The 15554-nt window shown below is 65.7% G+C and carries 13 protein-coding genes; 10 read left to right on the forward strand and 3 right to left on the reverse strand.

All coding sequences use genetic code 11. The features are described from left to right. Nucleotides 1-37: 37 nt before the first annotated feature. Together AC5ZFO_RS19790 and AC5ZFO_RS19795 are read left to right on the forward strand one after the other, a co-directional pair. On the forward strand, nucleotides 38-1180 hold the full coding sequence (locus AC5ZFO_RS19790) for a patatin-like phospholipase family protein (protein ID WP_282522765.1): 1143 nt from the start codon (nucleotides 38-40) through the stop codon (nucleotides 1178-1180). A 77-nt stretch (nucleotides 1181-1257) separates the two neighbouring features. Further along, nucleotides 1258-2208, forward strand: coding sequence for an oxygenase MpaB family protein (locus AC5ZFO_RS19795; RefSeq protein WP_282522838.1), 951 nt, complete (start codon nucleotides 1258-1260; stop codon nucleotides 2206-2208). Between the two features lie 135 nt (nucleotides 2209-2343). On the opposite strand, the gene glgA is transcribed toward AC5ZFO_RS19795, so the two are convergent. Beyond that, on the reverse strand, nucleotides 2344-3759 hold the full coding sequence (gene glgA, locus AC5ZFO_RS19800; RefSeq protein WP_282522766.1) for a glycogen synthase GlgA: 1416 nt from the start codon (nucleotides 3757-3759) through the stop codon (nucleotides 2344-2346). 193 nt (nucleotides 3760-3952) lie between these two features. Between glgA and AC5ZFO_RS19805 the strand changes: the two genes are divergently transcribed. The 8 genes from AC5ZFO_RS19805 (at nucleotide 3953) to AC5ZFO_RS19840 (ending at nucleotide 12987) form a co-directional block, all read left to right on the forward strand. Continuing rightward, entirely contained in the window at nucleotides 3953-5149 is a 1197-nt protein-coding gene (locus tag AC5ZFO_RS19805) for a CaiB/BaiF CoA transferase family protein (RefSeq protein ID WP_282522767.1), read from the forward strand. 131 nt (nucleotides 5150-5280) lie between these two features. Then, nucleotides 5281-6825, forward strand: a complete 1545-nt coding sequence (locus AC5ZFO_RS19810) for an ABC transporter substrate-binding protein (RefSeq protein WP_282522768.1) — start codon at nucleotides 5281-5283, stop codon at nucleotides 6823-6825. Nucleotides 6826-6832: 7 nt separating this feature from the next. Beyond that, the gene (locus AC5ZFO_RS19815) at nucleotides 6833-7783 is read left to right on the forward strand and encodes an ABC transporter permease (RefSeq protein WP_282522769.1); all 951 of its coding nucleotides are present in this window, start codon (nucleotides 6833-6835) and stop codon (nucleotides 7781-7783) included. Further along, nucleotides 7770-8639: an ABC transporter permease gene (locus AC5ZFO_RS19820; RefSeq protein ID WP_282522770.1), complete on the forward strand. Its 870-nt coding sequence runs from the start codon at nucleotides 7770-7772 to the stop codon at nucleotides 8637-8639. Before AC5ZFO_RS19815 ends, AC5ZFO_RS19820 begins: the two co-directional genes overlap by 14 nt. Then, on the forward strand, nucleotides 8636-9628 hold the full coding sequence (locus tag AC5ZFO_RS19825; RefSeq protein ID WP_282522771.1) for an ABC transporter ATP-binding protein: 993 nt from the start codon (nucleotides 8636-8638) through the stop codon (nucleotides 9626-9628). The genes AC5ZFO_RS19820 and AC5ZFO_RS19825 overlap by 4 nt, the downstream gene beginning before the upstream one ends. Beyond that, nucleotides 9625-10596, forward strand: coding sequence for an ABC transporter ATP-binding protein (locus tag AC5ZFO_RS19830; protein WP_282522772.1), 972 nt, complete (start codon nucleotides 9625-9627; stop codon nucleotides 10594-10596). The genes AC5ZFO_RS19825 and AC5ZFO_RS19830 overlap by 4 nt, the downstream gene beginning before the upstream one ends. A 77-nt stretch (nucleotides 10597-10673) precedes the next feature. Further along, the gene (locus AC5ZFO_RS19835; RefSeq protein WP_282522773.1) at nucleotides 10674-11741 is read left to right on the forward strand and encodes an alcohol dehydrogenase; all 1068 of its coding nucleotides are present in this window, start codon (nucleotides 10674-10676) and stop codon (nucleotides 11739-11741) included. Nucleotides 11742-11907: 166 nt separating this feature from the next. Further along, entirely contained in the window at nucleotides 11908-12987 is a 1080-nt protein-coding gene (locus AC5ZFO_RS19840) for an isocitrate/isopropylmalate dehydrogenase family protein (RefSeq protein ID WP_282522774.1), read from the forward strand. A 119-nt stretch (nucleotides 12988-13106) separates the two neighbouring features. Here AC5ZFO_RS19840 and AC5ZFO_RS19845 read toward each other — a convergent pair whose 3' ends face one another. Together AC5ZFO_RS19845 and AC5ZFO_RS19850 are read right to left on the reverse strand one after the other, a co-directional pair. Next, on the reverse strand, nucleotides 13107-13928 hold the full coding sequence (locus AC5ZFO_RS19845) for an enoyl-CoA hydratase (protein ID WP_282522775.1): 822 nt from the start codon (nucleotides 13926-13928) through the stop codon (nucleotides 13107-13109). Nucleotides 13929-14126: 198 nt separating this feature from the next. Next, nucleotides 14127-15476 carry a L,D-transpeptidase family protein gene (locus AC5ZFO_RS19850; protein WP_496122410.1) on the reverse strand — a complete coding sequence of 450 codons (1350 nt, stop codon included), beginning with the start codon at nucleotides 15474-15476 and terminating at the stop codon, nucleotides 14127-14129. Between the last annotated feature and the right edge of the window lie 78 nt (nucleotides 15477-15554).

Here is a 15554-nt window from a genome sequence, read left to right on the forward strand (position 1 = left end):
GACGGGGCAGGCTCTCCGGAGCAGGAGTGTGACGAGCATGCAGAAAAATGTCGGAGTGTGCGGGCCTGACGATCTGCCGGGACAGGTCGTGCTGGTGCTGCAAGGCGGCGGTGCGCTCGGCTCCTATCAGGCGGGCGTCTACCAGGCCCTGCACGAGGCCGGGATCGAGCCGGACTGGGTCATCGGCACCTCGATCGGCGCGATCAACGGGAGCCTGATCGCCGGCAACGCACCGGAGAACAGGCTCGCGCGCCTGAAGGAGTTCTGGAAGCGGATGGAGCAGAATCAGGTCTGGGCTCTCGGTGGCGCGTTTCCCGACTTCAACGAGAAGCTGGCCTATTGGTCGACCGTGACCCACGGCATTCCAGGTTTCTTCCGCCCCAATGCGCTGGCCCATGCCGGGGATTCCTATCCGCTCGGCGCCGATCACGCCGGCTTCTATTCGACCGCGCCGCTGGAGAAGACGCTGAGCGAGCTGGTCGATTTCGATCTGGCCAATCGCTGCGCGCCGCGACTGACGGTCGGTGCGGCTCATGTCGGCACCAGCGAAATGCGCTATTTCGACAGCCGCGACGGCGAACTGACGGTGAAGCATGTGATGGCTTCGGGCGCGCTGCCGCCGGCCTTCCCGGCGGTGCGCATCGATGGCGAGCTCTATTGGGACGGCGGCATCCTGTCGAACACGCCGACGGAGGCCGTATTCGACGACAATCCACGCAGGGATTCGCTGATCTTCTCCGTGCATCTGTGGAATCCCGTCGGCGCCGAGCCGACCACGATGGCGGAGGTCTTGAACCGCCATAAGGACGTGCAGTACTCCAGCCGCATCGCGAGCCAGATCGTGCGACAGCAGCAGGCCCATCGCCTGCGCCACGTCATCAACCAGCTTGCCGCGCGATTGCCCGAGAGCGAGCGCAACGATGCCGCGGTGAGGGAATTGATGAGCTACGGCTGTCCGACCCGCATGCATGTGGTGCGGCTGCTGGCGCCGCAGCTCGAGCGCGAGACCCATACCAAGGATATCGACTTCAGTCCGTCAGGCATTACGCGGCGCTGGCATGCTGGCTATGCTCACACGAAATCGGTGCTAGCGCGAAAGCCGTGGATCGGTGAATTCGATCCGCTCGCCGGCGTGGTGCTGCACGAGCATATGGACGAGATGCCGATGGCGGCGGAGTAGGGCCGCGTCCGCTTTCATCGAATTGCCACAGGCCCTGCGGATTGTCGGTTGTCGCCCGCCTTTGAGAGGCCTTGCAGTTGGTATCCGGGAACGATCTGGAATTGGCCCTCGATCAGGTCCGCGCTGACGCGGCGGGACCGGTTGCCGGCGTGTTCGGTCCTGACACGGTGACATGGCGGATCGACCGGGAGGCCGTCATCTTTCTCGGCGCCGGCCGTGCGCTGTTGTTGCAACTGGCGCATCCCTGGGTCGCTGCCGCTATCGCGGAGCATTCGCGGACCCTCGCCGATCCGATCGGCCGCTTCCATCGCACCTTCGATATCGTCTTTGCGATGGTGTTCGGCTCGCTCGACCGGGCGCAGTTGTCGTCCCGGCAATTGCATCGGCGCCACAGCATGATCGTCGGCGAGATGCCCGAGACTGTCGGTCCGTTCGCGGCAGGCTCGCGCTACTGCGCCAACGACATTCCGTCGCTGCGCTGGGTTCATGCGACGCTGGTCGAGACCGCGGTGATGGCGCATGACCTGGTCCTGCCGCCGCTCTCGGCGGAGGAGCGCGAGCGCTACTGGAGCGAGAGCCGGATGTTCGGCGCCTTGTTCGGATTGACGGCGGACGATTTGCCCGCGGACTGGTCCGGCTTTGCGGCCTACACCGCGGCGATGGCGCAGTCGGAGACGCTGACCGTCAGCCCGGCGGCGCGCGAGATCGCCGCGCAGATCCTTGGCGGCGCTCGTCCGTGGCTGCGGCCACCGCGATGGTATCGCGCGCTCACCGCGAGGATGTTGCCGGAGCGCCTGCGAGCGGGCTTCGGGTTTGTACTCGACGAGCGCGACAAGAGGGCAGCCGACAACGCGCTGAAGTGGATCGGCCGCGTCTATCCGAGATTGCCGGACCGGCTGCGCTATGTCGGTCCCTACCAGGAAGCGCAGGCGCGGCTGCGGGGCGAGCCGAAGCCCGACTGGATGACCCGGTGTCTCAATCGCGCCTGGATCGGTCGGCCGCAAATGGACGTGCGCGGGAAGGGATGAGGTTCCCAGCTGCTGCCACAACCGCCGTCATTGCGAGGAGCCCTTGCGACGAAGCAATCCAGGCTGCCGCCGCGGAGGCAGTCTGGATTGCTTCGCTGCGCTCGCAATGACGGAGTGTGAGGAAGCGCTCCAGCCTCACACCGAGGCCAGCCTCCGATACAGCGCGCTGTAGCTGCCGGCCGAGATGCTCCAGGAGAACGATCGTCCCATCGCGCTGCGACGCATGGAGTCGAGCTGGTCTTGCGCCATGAAGGTCGAGAAGGCGCGGCGGACGCCGCCGAGGAAGGACGCGCGCGAGGGCTGCGAGAACAGAAAGCCGGTCTCGCCGTCGGTGATGGTCTCGGCGAGGCCGCCGGTCTGGTGACCGATCGGCAGCGAGCCGAAGCGCTGGGCGTACATCTGGCTGAGGCCGCAAGGTTCGAAGCGCGACGGCATCAATGTGAAATCGCTGCCCGCGAAGATGCGCCGCGCCTGGGCCTCGTTGAAGCCGATCGTAACCCCGATCGCGTCGGGACGGCGGCGATGCGCGTCGATCAGCGCCTGCTCGAGCGCCGGCTCGCCGGAGCCGGTGACCACGATCTGCCCGCCGGCATCGATGATCTCGTCGGCGGCCGACAGCACGAGGTCGATACCCTTCTGGTGCACGAGGCGTGCCACGATCGCGAACATCGGGCCGCGCGACACCGCGAGCCCGAATTGCTTGCGCACGTAATCCGCATTGGCCTTCTTGCCGACCCAGTCGCCGGCGCCGAATTGCTGGGCGAGCTGGGAGCAGGAGCGCGGGTCCCAGCTCTCGTCGATGCCGTTGAGGATGCCGGTGAGCTCGGCCGCGTCGGAGCGGACGCGAAGCAGGCCTTCGAGGCCGCAGCCGAATTCCTCCGTCGTGATCTCGCGTGCATAGGTGCCGCTGACGGTGGTGAGGTGCGAGGCATAGACCAGCCCGGCCTTGAGGAAGGAGAGCTGGTCGTAGAACTCGACGCCGTCGATATGGAAGGAGCTCTCGGGGACGCCGATCCGCCGCAGCGAGTCCTTCGGGAAGAGGCCCTGATAGGCGAGGTTGTGGATGGTCAGGATCGACGGCAGCTTGGCGCCGCGCCAGGCGAGGTAGGCCGGCACGAGCGAGGCCTGCCAGTCGTTGGCATGGATCAGGTCTGCTGCCCAATTCTTGTCCAGCTTGCCCATGGCCAGCTCAGCAGCTGCCGAGGCAAAGCGCGCAAAGCGGATGTCGTTGTCCGGCCAGTCGTGCCCGGACTCGTCGCCATAGGGATTGCCGGGCCGGTCGTAGAGTTGTGAGCACAACAGCACATAGACCGGCAGCCCGTCCTTGGTCGCAGCACGGCCGAGCGAGCAGGCCGGCATCTCCGCAAACGCCGGGCAGCGGCCAACGATCTGAATATGCGTGAGTTGTTCGATGATGTCGCGGTAGCCGGGCAACATGACCCGGATATCGGCAAGAGGGCGAAGCGCCCTGGGAAGTGCAGCGGAAACGGCGCCGAGTCCGCCAACGCGGACGAAATCGTCCATCTCGGTTGTGACGAACAAGACCCTCAAGAACAGCTGCCCTCATCCGATCCCGCTTGCTGCTATGCAAGAACGGGTCCAGTTGTCCTGGAATTCCCAAGCCGCCCGCGAGACGCGTCCGTTCGGTAAAGACTTTCCTACTCACCCGCCGCCCTCTAGGGTCGGCGCACCAACAAGAAAGAACTTCGATAGTTCCTAAGAGACCGAGGGGGCGTAAGCAGGCATGCCGTTAGCAGATAAGCATGAGCGGACGACGACAAAGGCCTTCGCGGGCCTCAGGGTCCTGGATTTTTCGACCACCATCGCCGGTCCCCATTGTGCGCGGATGCTTGCCGACATGGGCGCCGAGGTCATCAAGATCGAGACCGACGGGGGCGAGACGATGCGCACCCGGCCGCCGCTGCGCAAGGGGTGCAGCACCGTATTCGGCCAGCTCAACGTCGGCAAGAAAAGCGTCGTGCTCGATCTCAAGTCCGAGGAGGGTAAGGAGGCGGTGCGCCGGCTGGCCGCGACCGCCGATATCCTGGTCGAGAACTTTCGCCCGGGTGTGATGCACCGGCTGCGGCTCGACTACGACAGCCTGCGTCCGGTCAATCCCAAGCTGATCTATTGCTCGATCTCCGGCTACGGCCAGACCGGCCCCTCGGCCGAGCTGCCGGCCTATGCGCCGGTGATCCATGCGGCCTCCGGCTACGACATGGCGCATCTCGCCTACCAGCCCGGCCGCAGCCGGCCGGATTATTGCGGCATCTACCATGCCGACGTCGTCACCGGCACCTACGGTTTTGGCGCGATTGCATCGGCGCTCTATCAGCGCACCATGACCGGGCAGGGCCAGCACATCGACGTCTCGATGTTGGAATCGATGCTGACCTTGACGGTGATCGAGCTGCAGAGCTCGCAATTCGCGGTGAAGCCGCCGCCGCGCCCGATGTTCGGGCCGACCGAGACGGCCAATGGCTATGTCATGATCACGGTCGCGAGCGAGAAGACGTTTCAGTGCCTGATGGGTGTGATCGGCCGCCCGGAATGGATTTCCGATCCGCGCTTCTCCGCCTACGCCGCGCGGCGCGAGAACTGGGTCGACATGATGGACGGCGTCGAGGCCTGGTCGCGGCCGCTCACGACCGACGCGTGCCTTGTCGCGCTTGGCGCGGCCGGTGTGCCGGCCTCGGCCTATCGCACGGTGTCCGAGGCGCTGGCCGATCCGCAACTCGCGCACCGGCTGGCGCTCTCGTCCGTGGAGGACGAGGGTGGCTCGTTCCAGGTGCTCAATCTGCCGTTCCGGATGTCGGGCGCCGATACGGCGCCTGCCAAGACCATGGCCGTGCTTGGCGAGCACACGGACGAATTGCGCGAGGAGATCGGCCTCGCCGACGATGCTCCAATTCCGTCAGGCAAAACGGCTGCGACAAACTGAGCGCATCGCAGCACCACTACAGCGTTTGATCTCTCGCGTGTTCCTCTTGCCGTGGCGAGCATTTATCGCCAAGCTCGCCGCCGAGTCATTCAACGATCCGAAACATCGGACGAGGGATCCCGGGAGGAACCATGACGAACCTTGCTGCCGCGGCGCGCAAGCATGCGCCGATTTTCCTTGTTGCGGCATTTACTCTCCTTCCGCCGGCTGGGCCGGCGCAGGCGCAGAAGGCGGGCGGCAGCATCACCGTCGGTCAGGAGCTGGATATTCCCGGCTTCGATCCGCTCAAGGTCGGGGTCTACGACACCTCGACCTTCACCGCCGCGGCTGCGATCTTCGATACGCTCACCACGCTCGACGAGAAGGGCGAGGCCGCGCCAAAGCTGGCAGTATCCTGGACCCATTCCGACGACTACATGAGCTGGACCTTCAAGCTGCGCGAGGGCGTGAAATTCCACGACGGCACGCCATTCAATGCACAGGCGTTCAAGGAGAATTTCGACCGGCAGAAGGACCCGGCCAACAAGTGCCGCTGCGCCTTCTACATCACCAACGTCAAGGAAGTGCTGGCGCCCGACGAATACACCGTCGTCTACAAGCTCACCGACCCTTCGGTGAATCTGCCGTCGGTGATCACCATCCAGAGCCAGAACAATGCGGTGCATTCGCCGACGGCCTGGAAGACCAAGGGCGACGACTACAATCGCAATCCCGTCGGCACCGGTCCCTACATCCTGAAATCATGGACCGCCGGCGACCGCATGGTTCTGGAGAAGAATCCGGACTACTGGAACAAGGGCCGTCCCTATCTAGACCGTATCATTCTGAAGCCGCTGCCCGACGCGCAGTCGCGTTTCGCCTCGCTGCAATCGGGCGAGGCCGACATCATCTGGGACGACGAGAACGACGCCGACAACATCATGAAGGCGCAGAAGGACTCCAAGCTCACCGTGCACACCTACAAGGGCTCGGGCGCCGCGGTCTATGCCTTCAACACCAAGGTGGCGCCGTTCGACGACGTCCGCGTGCGGCAGGCCCTGGTGATGGCGATCGACCGTCCGAAGATGTCGCAGGCAATTAGCAACGGCCTGAGCCGGCCCGCGACCAATCCCTACGGCGACGGCTCCTGGGTCAAGTGCAAGGACGACGGCGCGCTGCCGTTCGACGTCGAGAAGGCCAAGGCACTGATCAAGGACTATGGCAAGCCGGTCGAGTTCAAGACGCTGGTGACCGCGACGCCTCGCGGCCGCATGATCGGCCAGGTGCTCCAGCAATTCTGGAAGCGCGCCGGCGCCAACATGGAGATCGAGCAGGTCGACCAGGCCACCATTCCGCCGCGCGCCTTCATGCGTCAGTTCCAGCTCATACCCTGGCGCATCGTCGACCTCGCCGATCCGGATCCGCAGATGTATGCGAACTTCCGCAGCGGCAGCCCGCTGGCGCTGGCCAACTTCGCCGATCCGGAGCTCGACCGGTTGCTCGACCACTCCCGCGTCACCGCCGATCCCGCCGCGCGTATCGAGGACTATTGCGCGATCAGCCGCCTGATCAACAAGGAGGCCGTTTGGTTCTGGACCTTCCAGAACACCTATTACGCGCTGTCGAGCGCCAAGCTGAAGGGCTTTCCGAAAATGTACAACGGCGTGATCGACGTCTCGACCACCTGGCTGGAATGACCACGCGATGCTGAACTTCGTCGCGCGGCGGCTCCTTGCCATCCTGCCGGTGCTGCTCGCCGTCTCGCTGCTCACCTTCCTGATCGCCTCGCTGCTGCCGGGCGACCTCGCCTATGTCATCCTCGGCGATCAGGCGACGCCGGAGAATGTCGCGGCGTTGCGCCGTGACATGGGGCTCGACCAGCCGCTGTGGTGGCGTTACCTGAGCTGGCTCGGTCACGTCCTGCAGGGCGATCTCGGCCGCTCCTTCCGCACCGGGCAGACGGTGTTGCAGGCGGTGGCCGAGCGCATTCCGGTCTCGCTCGAGCTGATGCTGATGGCCGAATTCATCGGGCTCCTGATCGGCGTGCCGCTCGCGATCGCCTGCGCCGCGCGCGCCGGTGGCGCCTTCGACCGCTTCATGACCGGCAGTGCGTTCGCCATGCTGTCGATGCCGTCCTTCCTGATGGCGATCCTGCTGATCTATCTGTTCGCGGTCGAGCTGCGCTGGCTGCCGGCGACCGGCTATGTGCCGTTCACCGAGGAGCCGCTGGCCAATTTACGCTTCTTCGTGCTGCCGGCGCTGACGCTGGCGCTGGCGGAATGGCCTGGAATCATGCGGGTGCTGCGCTCCGACATGATCGCGACCCTGCAGGAGGACTACATTGCGCTCGCGAAAGCAAAAGGCCTCAAGCCCGCGCGCATCCTGTTCGTGCATGCGCTCAAGCCATCGTCGCTGACCCTGGTGACGGTCACGGGCATCAACATCGGCCGCCTGCTCGGCGGCACGCTGATCGTGGAATCGATCTTCGCGCTGCCGGGCATCGGCCGCCTGCTGGTTGGCGCGATCTACACCCGCGACCTCGTCATCCTCCAGGGCGTGGTGCTGCTGGTCGCCTCGGGTTTCGTCATCGTGAATTTCATCGTCGACATGCTCTATGCCGTGCTCGATCCCAGGATCCGCCATGGCCACGCTTGAGCTCTCCATCCAGGACGAGGCGTCCGCGCCCGTCCGCCGCGGCCGCAGGCTCGGCCTGTTGTTCTGGTTCGCGAGCGCCTGGCTCGCGATTGTCCTGACGCTCGCGATCCTCGCGCCGGTGCTGCCGCTGCAGAACCCTGTAGACATGGACATGCTGGAGCGCCGTGCCGCGTTCTCCGGGGAACACTGGCTCGGCACCGACGGGCTCGGCCGCGACGAATTCGCCCGCTTGATCTTTGGCGCGCGCGTCTCGCTGACGGTGGGGCTGATCGCGCCGATGATCGGCCTTGCGCTCGGTGGCGCGCTTGGTCTCCTCGCCGGCTATTTCCGCGGCCGGTTCGAGACGCTGGTGGTCGGCAGCATGGACGTGCTGCTGGCGTTTCCGCCGCTGATCTTCGCGCTCGCGGTGACCGCCTATCTCGGCCAGTCCATTCCCAATCTCACCCTGATCCTCGGCGTGCTCGGCATTCCCGCCTTCATGCGGGTGGCGCGCGCGGCCACGTTGACGCTGGCGCGGCGCGAGTTCGTGATCGCGGCCGAGGCGCTCGGCGCCAGCCATGCGCGCATCCTGCTGCGCGAGCTGCTGCCGAACGTGATCCTGCCGCTGCTGGCCTTCTTCCTGCTCGGCGTTGCCGTCACCATCGTGGTCGAGGGCGCGCTGTCCTTCCTCGGGCTCGGCGTGCCGCCGCCGATGGCGAGCTGGGGCAGCATGATCGGCGAGGGGCGCGACAGCCTCGACGTCGCGCCGCGGCTGGCCTTCCTGCCGGCAACCGCGCTGTTCTTGACCGTGCTGGCCTTCAACCTGGTCGGCGACACCTTGCGGGCCCTGACCGACCCGCGTCAGGGGGCGCTGTGAGCGCGCCGCTTCTGACCATCGAGGACGTGGCGGTCGAACTGCCGACCCCGCGCGGCAATTTGCGCGCCGTGGATCATGTCGATTTGTCGCTGGAGGCGGGCCGCACGCTCGGCATCGTCGGCGAATCCGGCTGCGGCAAGACCATGCTGTCGCGCGCGGTGCTTCAGCTCTTGCCGAAGAAGGCGAAGCTGACCGGGCGCGTGATGTTCGACGGCCAGGACCTGGTGCGGCTCGACTCGGAGCGTCTGCGGAGCCTGCGCGGGCGTGACCTCGCGGTCGTGTTCCAGGACCCGATGACCTCGCTCAACCCGGTGCTGACCATCGGCACCCAGCTGATGGAGACGATCCAGGAGCATCTCGAGCTCGACGCGCCGGCGGCGCGGAAGCGCAGCATCGAGCTGCTCGCCGCCGTCGGCATTCCGGCGCCGGAGCAGCGGCTCACGCAATATCCGCATCAATGTTCTGGCGGCATGCGCCAACGCATCGCGATTGCGATCGCGCTGTCCTGCGAGCCGAAGCTCCTGATTGCGGACGAGCCGACCACGGCGCTCGACGTCACGATCCAGGCGCAGATCCTCGATCTGCTGGCGCGCGAGCAGCGCCGCCGCCACATGGCGATGATCATCATCACCCACGACCTCGGCGTCGTCGCCGGCCGCGCCGACGAGGTCGCCGTAATGTATGCGGGCAGGGTGGTCGAGCGCGCGCCGACGCAGGAATTGTTCAAGCGCATGCACATGCCCTACACCGAGGCGCTGCTGGCGGCGATCCCGAAGCTGGACACCGCGCCGCATACGCCGCTGCCCGCCATCTCCGGCCGTCCGCCCGATCCCACGCGGCCACTGAAAGGATGCTCCTTCGCGCCGCGCTGCCGCTATGCCGCAGGGCGCTGTCACGAGGCCAAGCCCGAATTGAAGGGCGCCGAGATGCCTGATCATCTCTATGCCTGCTTCCATCCGATCCAGATGACGGAGGGGATTGGCGCATGATGCAGCTTGCCATGCCCGCTGAGCCGCTCCTGAACGTCGACAATCTCGTCGTCGAATATGGTCTCGGCAACAAGACGGTGCACGCGGTCTCCGGCGTCAGCCTCCAGGTCGCGCGCGGCGAGACGCTGGGGCTGGTCGGCGAATCCGGCTGCGGCAAGTCGACGCTGGGGCGCGCGGTGCTGCAATTGCGTCGCGCCAAGTCCGGCCGCGTGCTGTTCGACGGCGAGGACCTCACCGCGATGGAAGGCGAGGCGCTGCGCAAGATGCGCCGCCGTGTGCAGCTCATCTTCCAGGATCCGATCGCCTCGCTCAACCCACGCCGTCGCATCGGCGACATCGTCGCCGAGCCGCTCATCATCGCCGGCGTCAAGGATGCCGCCGAGCGCAAGCGGCGCGTTCACGAGGTGCTGTCCGCGGTCGGGCTCGACCCCGATATCGTGGCGGGCCGTCTGCCGCATGAATTCTCCGGCGGCCAGTGCCAGCGCATCTGCATCGCGCGATCGCTGGTGCTCAACCCCGAATTCATCGTCTGCGACGAGCCGGTTTCGGCGCTGGATGTCTCCATCCGCGCGCAGATCCTCAATCTGCTGGAGGAGATGAAAACACGCTTCGGCCTGACGCTGCTGTTCATCGCGCATGATCTCGCGGTGGTGAAAGCGGTCAGCGACCGCGTCGCGGTGATGTATCTCGGCCGCCTCTGCGAGGTCGGGCCGTCGGAGCAATTGTTCGCGAAGCCCGCACATCCCTACACGGACCTGCTGTTGCAGGCGATCCCGGTGCCCGATCCGGACGTGCGTCCCGTCGAGAGTGTGGCGACCGGCGAGCCGCCATCGCCGATTGCGCCGCCGTCCGGCTGCCGCTTCCGCACCCGCTGCCCGCGGGCCGATCAGCGATGCAGCGCGGAGATACCGGAGTTGCGCGAAGTCGCACCCGGCCAGTTCGCCGCTTGCCACCATCCGCTGGCCTGAACTAAGACCGGTTTGTCTGGCGTCGCCGGCCATGGCATGGTGAGGCCGAGAACGACAAGCATGCCGGGAGGATTCCAATGAAGAGTTTCAAGGTTGCCGATTTCAAGGCGCCGCTGCAGGAGTTCGACGAGGCCACGCCGCAGCCGTCGGGCACGCAGGTGCTGATCAAGGTGAAGGCCGCCGGCGTCTGCCACAGCGACCTCCACATCTGGGAAGGCGGCTACGATCTCGGCCACGGTCGCAAGCCGCTGTCGCTGAAGGATCGCGGCATCAATCTGCCGCTGACCATGGGCCATGAGACGGTCGGCGAAATCGCAGCCTTCGGCCCCGACGTGAAGCCGACCGACCAGGGCGATCTCAGGCTCGGCGATGTCGGCCTCGTCTATCCCTGGATCGGCTGCGGCAAGTGCGCCACGTGCCTGGCCGGTGACGAGAACATGTGCCTGACGCCGCGCTCGCTCGGCGTCTATTGCGACGGCGGCTACTCCGACCACATGCTGGTGCCTCATCCCCGCTATCTGCTCAACCTGAAGGGGCTCGATCCCGCCTCGGCAGCGCCCTATGCCTGCTCTGGCGTCACCACCTACAGCGCGCTGAAGAAGGTCGAGCAGCATTTTGACACGCCGATCGTGATGTTCGGCGCCGGCGGTCTCGGCCTGATGGCGCTGTCGCTGCTGAAGGCAATGGGCGGCAAGGGCGCGATCATGGTCGACATCGACGCCAGGAAGCGCGAGGCCGCGGAAAAGGCCGGCGCGCTCGCGACCGTCGATCCCAAGGCGCCGGATGCGCTGGAGCAGCTTGCCAAAAAGGCGGGCGGGCCGATCCGCGCTGTGATTGATCTCGTCGGCAATGCCGCGACGACGCAACTCGGTTTCGACTGCCTGACCAAGGGCGGCAAGCTCGTCATCGTCGGCCTGTTCGGCGGCGGCGCGACCTGGGCGCTGCCGCTGATCCCGATCAAGGCGGTGACGATCCAGGGCAGCTATGTCGGCAATCTGCGCGAGACGCAGGAGCTGCTCGATCTCGTCCGCGCGAGAAACGTACCTCCGATCCCGGTGACGCGCCAGCCGCTCAACAAGGCCAATGACGCACTGGTGCAATTGCAGCAGGGCGCCGTGGTCGGGCGCACGGTGCTGACGCCGTAGTCTCACTCTCTCCGTCGTCATTGCGAGCGACTTGTCCGCCGTAGCTCGAAGAGCGAAGGCGGAAGCGAAGCAATCCAGAAATCCCTCCGCGGACACAGTCTGGATTGCTTCGTCGCTTCGTTCCTCGCAATGACGAGCCACACCTTTCTTCACGCAGAGAAGCCCCATGTCCGCAAACAACGCCTTCCACATAGCCGTGCTCGCCGGTGACGGCATCGGTCCCGAAGTCATGGCGCCGGCCATCGAAGTCCTGCGCAAGATCGAGGCGAAGTCCGGCCTGAGCTTCCGCTTCACCGAGGCGCCCGCCGGCGCCAACAACTATCTCGCGACCGGCAAGTCGATGCCGGATACCACCATCAAGCTCTGCGAGGAGGCCGACGCGATCCTGCTCGGCGCCTGTGGCCTGCCGTCGGTGCGCTACCCTGACAACACCGAGATCGCGCCACAGATCGAGCTGCGGTTCATCTTCGATCTCTATGCCGGCGTGCGCCCGGCGCGGCTCATTCCGGGCGTGCCCAGCCCGATCGTCGGCGCCGACCAGCGCGGCATCGATCTCGTCGTGATCCGCGAATCCACCGAAGGCTTGTTCGCCTCGATGGGCAAGGGCGTTGTCACCCATGAGGATGCCCGCGAGACCATGGTGATCACGCGCAAGACTTCCGAACGCCTGTTCGAGTTCTCGTTTCGCCTCGCCGAGCGCCGCAAGGCGCGCGGCAAGCCGGGGATGCTGACTTGCGTCGACAAGGCGAACGTGTTCAAGGCCTTTGCGTTCTTCCGCGGTATCTTCGACGAGATCGAAAAGAAGCATCCGAACGTGAAGACCGACCGGCTCTATGTCGATGCCTGCTCGGCGATGCTGGTGAAGCGTCCTTGGGATTTCGATGTGATGGTGATGGAGAACATGTTCGGCGACATCGTCTCCGACATCACCGCGAGCCTGATCGGTGGCCTCGGCATGGCGCCATCGGCCGACATCGGCGATAAATACGCCGTGTTCCAGCCGTGCCACGGCACCGCACCCGATATCATGGGGCAGGGCAAGGCCAATCCCACCGGCATGATCCTGTCGGCGGCGATGATGCTGGACTGGCTCGCCGACAAGCACGGCGTCGAGAGCGCGGCGGAGGCCGGCGAGCAGATCGAGCGTGCGGTCGATCAGATCTACGCCGGCGGCATCAACCCGATGGAGTTCGGTGGCAGCAACGGCACGGCTGACATCACCAAGGCGGTGCTGGCGGCGCTGTAGGCGCTGCGTTCCTTGCTTCTCTCCGCTTCGTCATTGCGAGCGCAACGAAGCAATCCAGGGTCCCTCCGCGGAGAGATTCTGGATTGCTTCGTCGCAAGGGCTCGTCGCAATGACGGAGACTACTTCCCCTGGAACTGCGGCTTGCGCTTTTCCATGAAGGCTTGCCGGCCCTCGCGAAAATCCGCGCTGTCCATGCAGGCGTGACCGATCGCCTTGATCGCCTCCAGGTCGCGCTGGTTCTCGTCCTTCAACACCTGCGCGATGGTGATCTTGGCGGCCTTGATCGCGAGCGGGGCGTTCTCTGAGATGGTCTGCGCGATCGTCATCGTCTCTCCCCACAACTCGTCGATCGGGAACAAGCGCTCGACGAGGCCAATGCGCAGCGCCTCGGCGGAATCGATCCGCATGCCCGTGTACATCAGAAGCCGTGCCCAGGACGGACCGACCAGCGACACCAGATGCTTCAAGCCGTCATAGCCGTAGGCGATGCCGAGTTTTGCCGCGGGAATGCCGAACTGACTGCCATGCGCGGCGAGGCGGATGTCGGCGAGCATCGCGACCTGCATGCCGCCGCCGAGGCAAAAGCCCTCGATGCAGGCGATGGTCGGCTTGGGATAGTCGGCGAGCAGCGCGCGCTGGGCGGCGCTGCGCTTGGCATATTCCTCGGACGCCGCCGCGTTGTGGCGGGACTTCTCGAACTGGCTGATGTCGGCACCGGAGACGAATGCCTTGCCGCCGGCGCCGCGCAGGATCACGACGCGCACCGTCTCGTCATCGCGCAGGCTCGTCAGCGCCTCGCCAAATCCCTCCCACATCTCCAGCGACATCGCGTTGCGCTTGTCGGGATTGTTGAAGGTGATCACGCCGACGCCGTCGACGACCTGCTTGAGGATCCTGCCGTCGGCAAGGGGTGTTTCGGTCGTGCTGGACATGTCAGGCATTGCGCGCTCGCTTGTCGTAGGCCGGGCGCAATGTGCGGCCGGGGCGCGGCCCGGGTCAACCGCGACGAGGGACGCGGGTTTGCATCCGCCTGTGCCGCGATTGCATGGCGCGAGAAGCGGTTATTCCTTGAGCATGAGCTTTTCGGAAAACCGCTGCACGCTTTGCGCTGACGCGGCCCTCCGGGTCCGGATCATGCTCTACTGCATTACGTGCATGTGCGCGGTCAGGGGATGGCTGCCGGCATTGCTGAAGAACGCCGCCTCTTCGGCGGTGGCCTCCAGCAACTGCTCGTCCTGATTATAGACGTCGTTGCGGAACTGGACGGTCTGGTCCTTGGTCATCCATGCCGTGAGGTAGATCCAGGCCACCGGCACCTTCTTCGCCATGGCGACCTCGAGGTGCTGACCGCTCGCAATCTCCGCATCGATCGCGGCGCGGCTCCATTTCGGCTGGTCCTTTAGCAGCCAGGCGGCGAGATCGCGCACATTGTCGACGCGCGAGCAGCCGTGGGAATCGAAGCGGTAGTCGTCGCTGAACAGGTTGCGCTGGTTGGTGTCGTGCATATAGACCGAATAGGCGTTCGGCATGTCGATCTTTACCGCGCCGAGCGCGTTGAAGGTGCCGTTGTGCTGGCGCACGGTGAAGTTCGGCGTGTGCGTGCCCGACCAGTCGACCGCGTGCGGATCAATTGGATTGTCGTGGGCGTCGAGCACCTCCATGTGCATGCGCGACAGATAGGTCGGATCCTTGCGCATATGCGCCGAGATCTCGGTCTTGGCGATCGAGGACGGCACCGTCCAGGTCGGATTGAGCACGACGCTGGTGATCTGGGCCGTCAGCGTCGGCGAGGGCTTTTCGGTCTTGCCGACGATGACGCGATAGCGCCGCACCACCACATCGTTCTCGACCGCTTCGGCAAAGGCGGCGGGAATGTTGACCACGACATAGCGCTGGCCGAAGTCGAAATTCATGTTCTCGAGCCGCTGCAGCGAAGCCTCCAGCTGCCGGATGCGCTTCTGCACGGAGACGTTCATCGCTGCGATCGTGCGCGGCGTCATGGTGCCGGTCGGCGCCAAGCCATGACGGGCCTGGAAGCGTTTCACGGCGTCGGCGAGATCCTGGTCGAAGGCGCCGCTCGTCTTGTCGGCAGCGAGATCGCCGGAGAGGATTAGTCGCTTGCGCAAGAGATCGTCATTGGCGCCCTGGACGCCGGCCCCGAATTTGGCATCCGCCGGGATCGTCGGCCAGCCGCCGCGCACGGCAAGATCGGAGTAGCTGAGCGCGGCATCCTTGATGCGCTGGGCCGAGCCCTCGTCATAAGTTGGCTCGTGCGTCAGCGCGAGCGCCGCGGCGGAGCGGCTCTCCGCCGTCGAAGCGGGCGCGGCAGCCTTCGGCGCGGCGGCATGGGCCGGGTTCGCCGCTGCCGGCACCGTACCGGCCGCCGCTGCCGGCCTGGGGCCTGCCTGTCCCGTGGTTTCGGTTTGCGCCAGCGCGGAAGCGCTCGCGAGCACGCCGACGGCAACGATCATCGCATGGCGTTTCGACATGTGTCCCATTTCCCCACGAGGACGAGGCCCGGACGGGCGCTCGCATTGGCCATTCCTGCTCACCGCGCCGCGTGCGCC

This window comes from Bradyrhizobium sp. Unk1 (assembly GCF_059512345.1).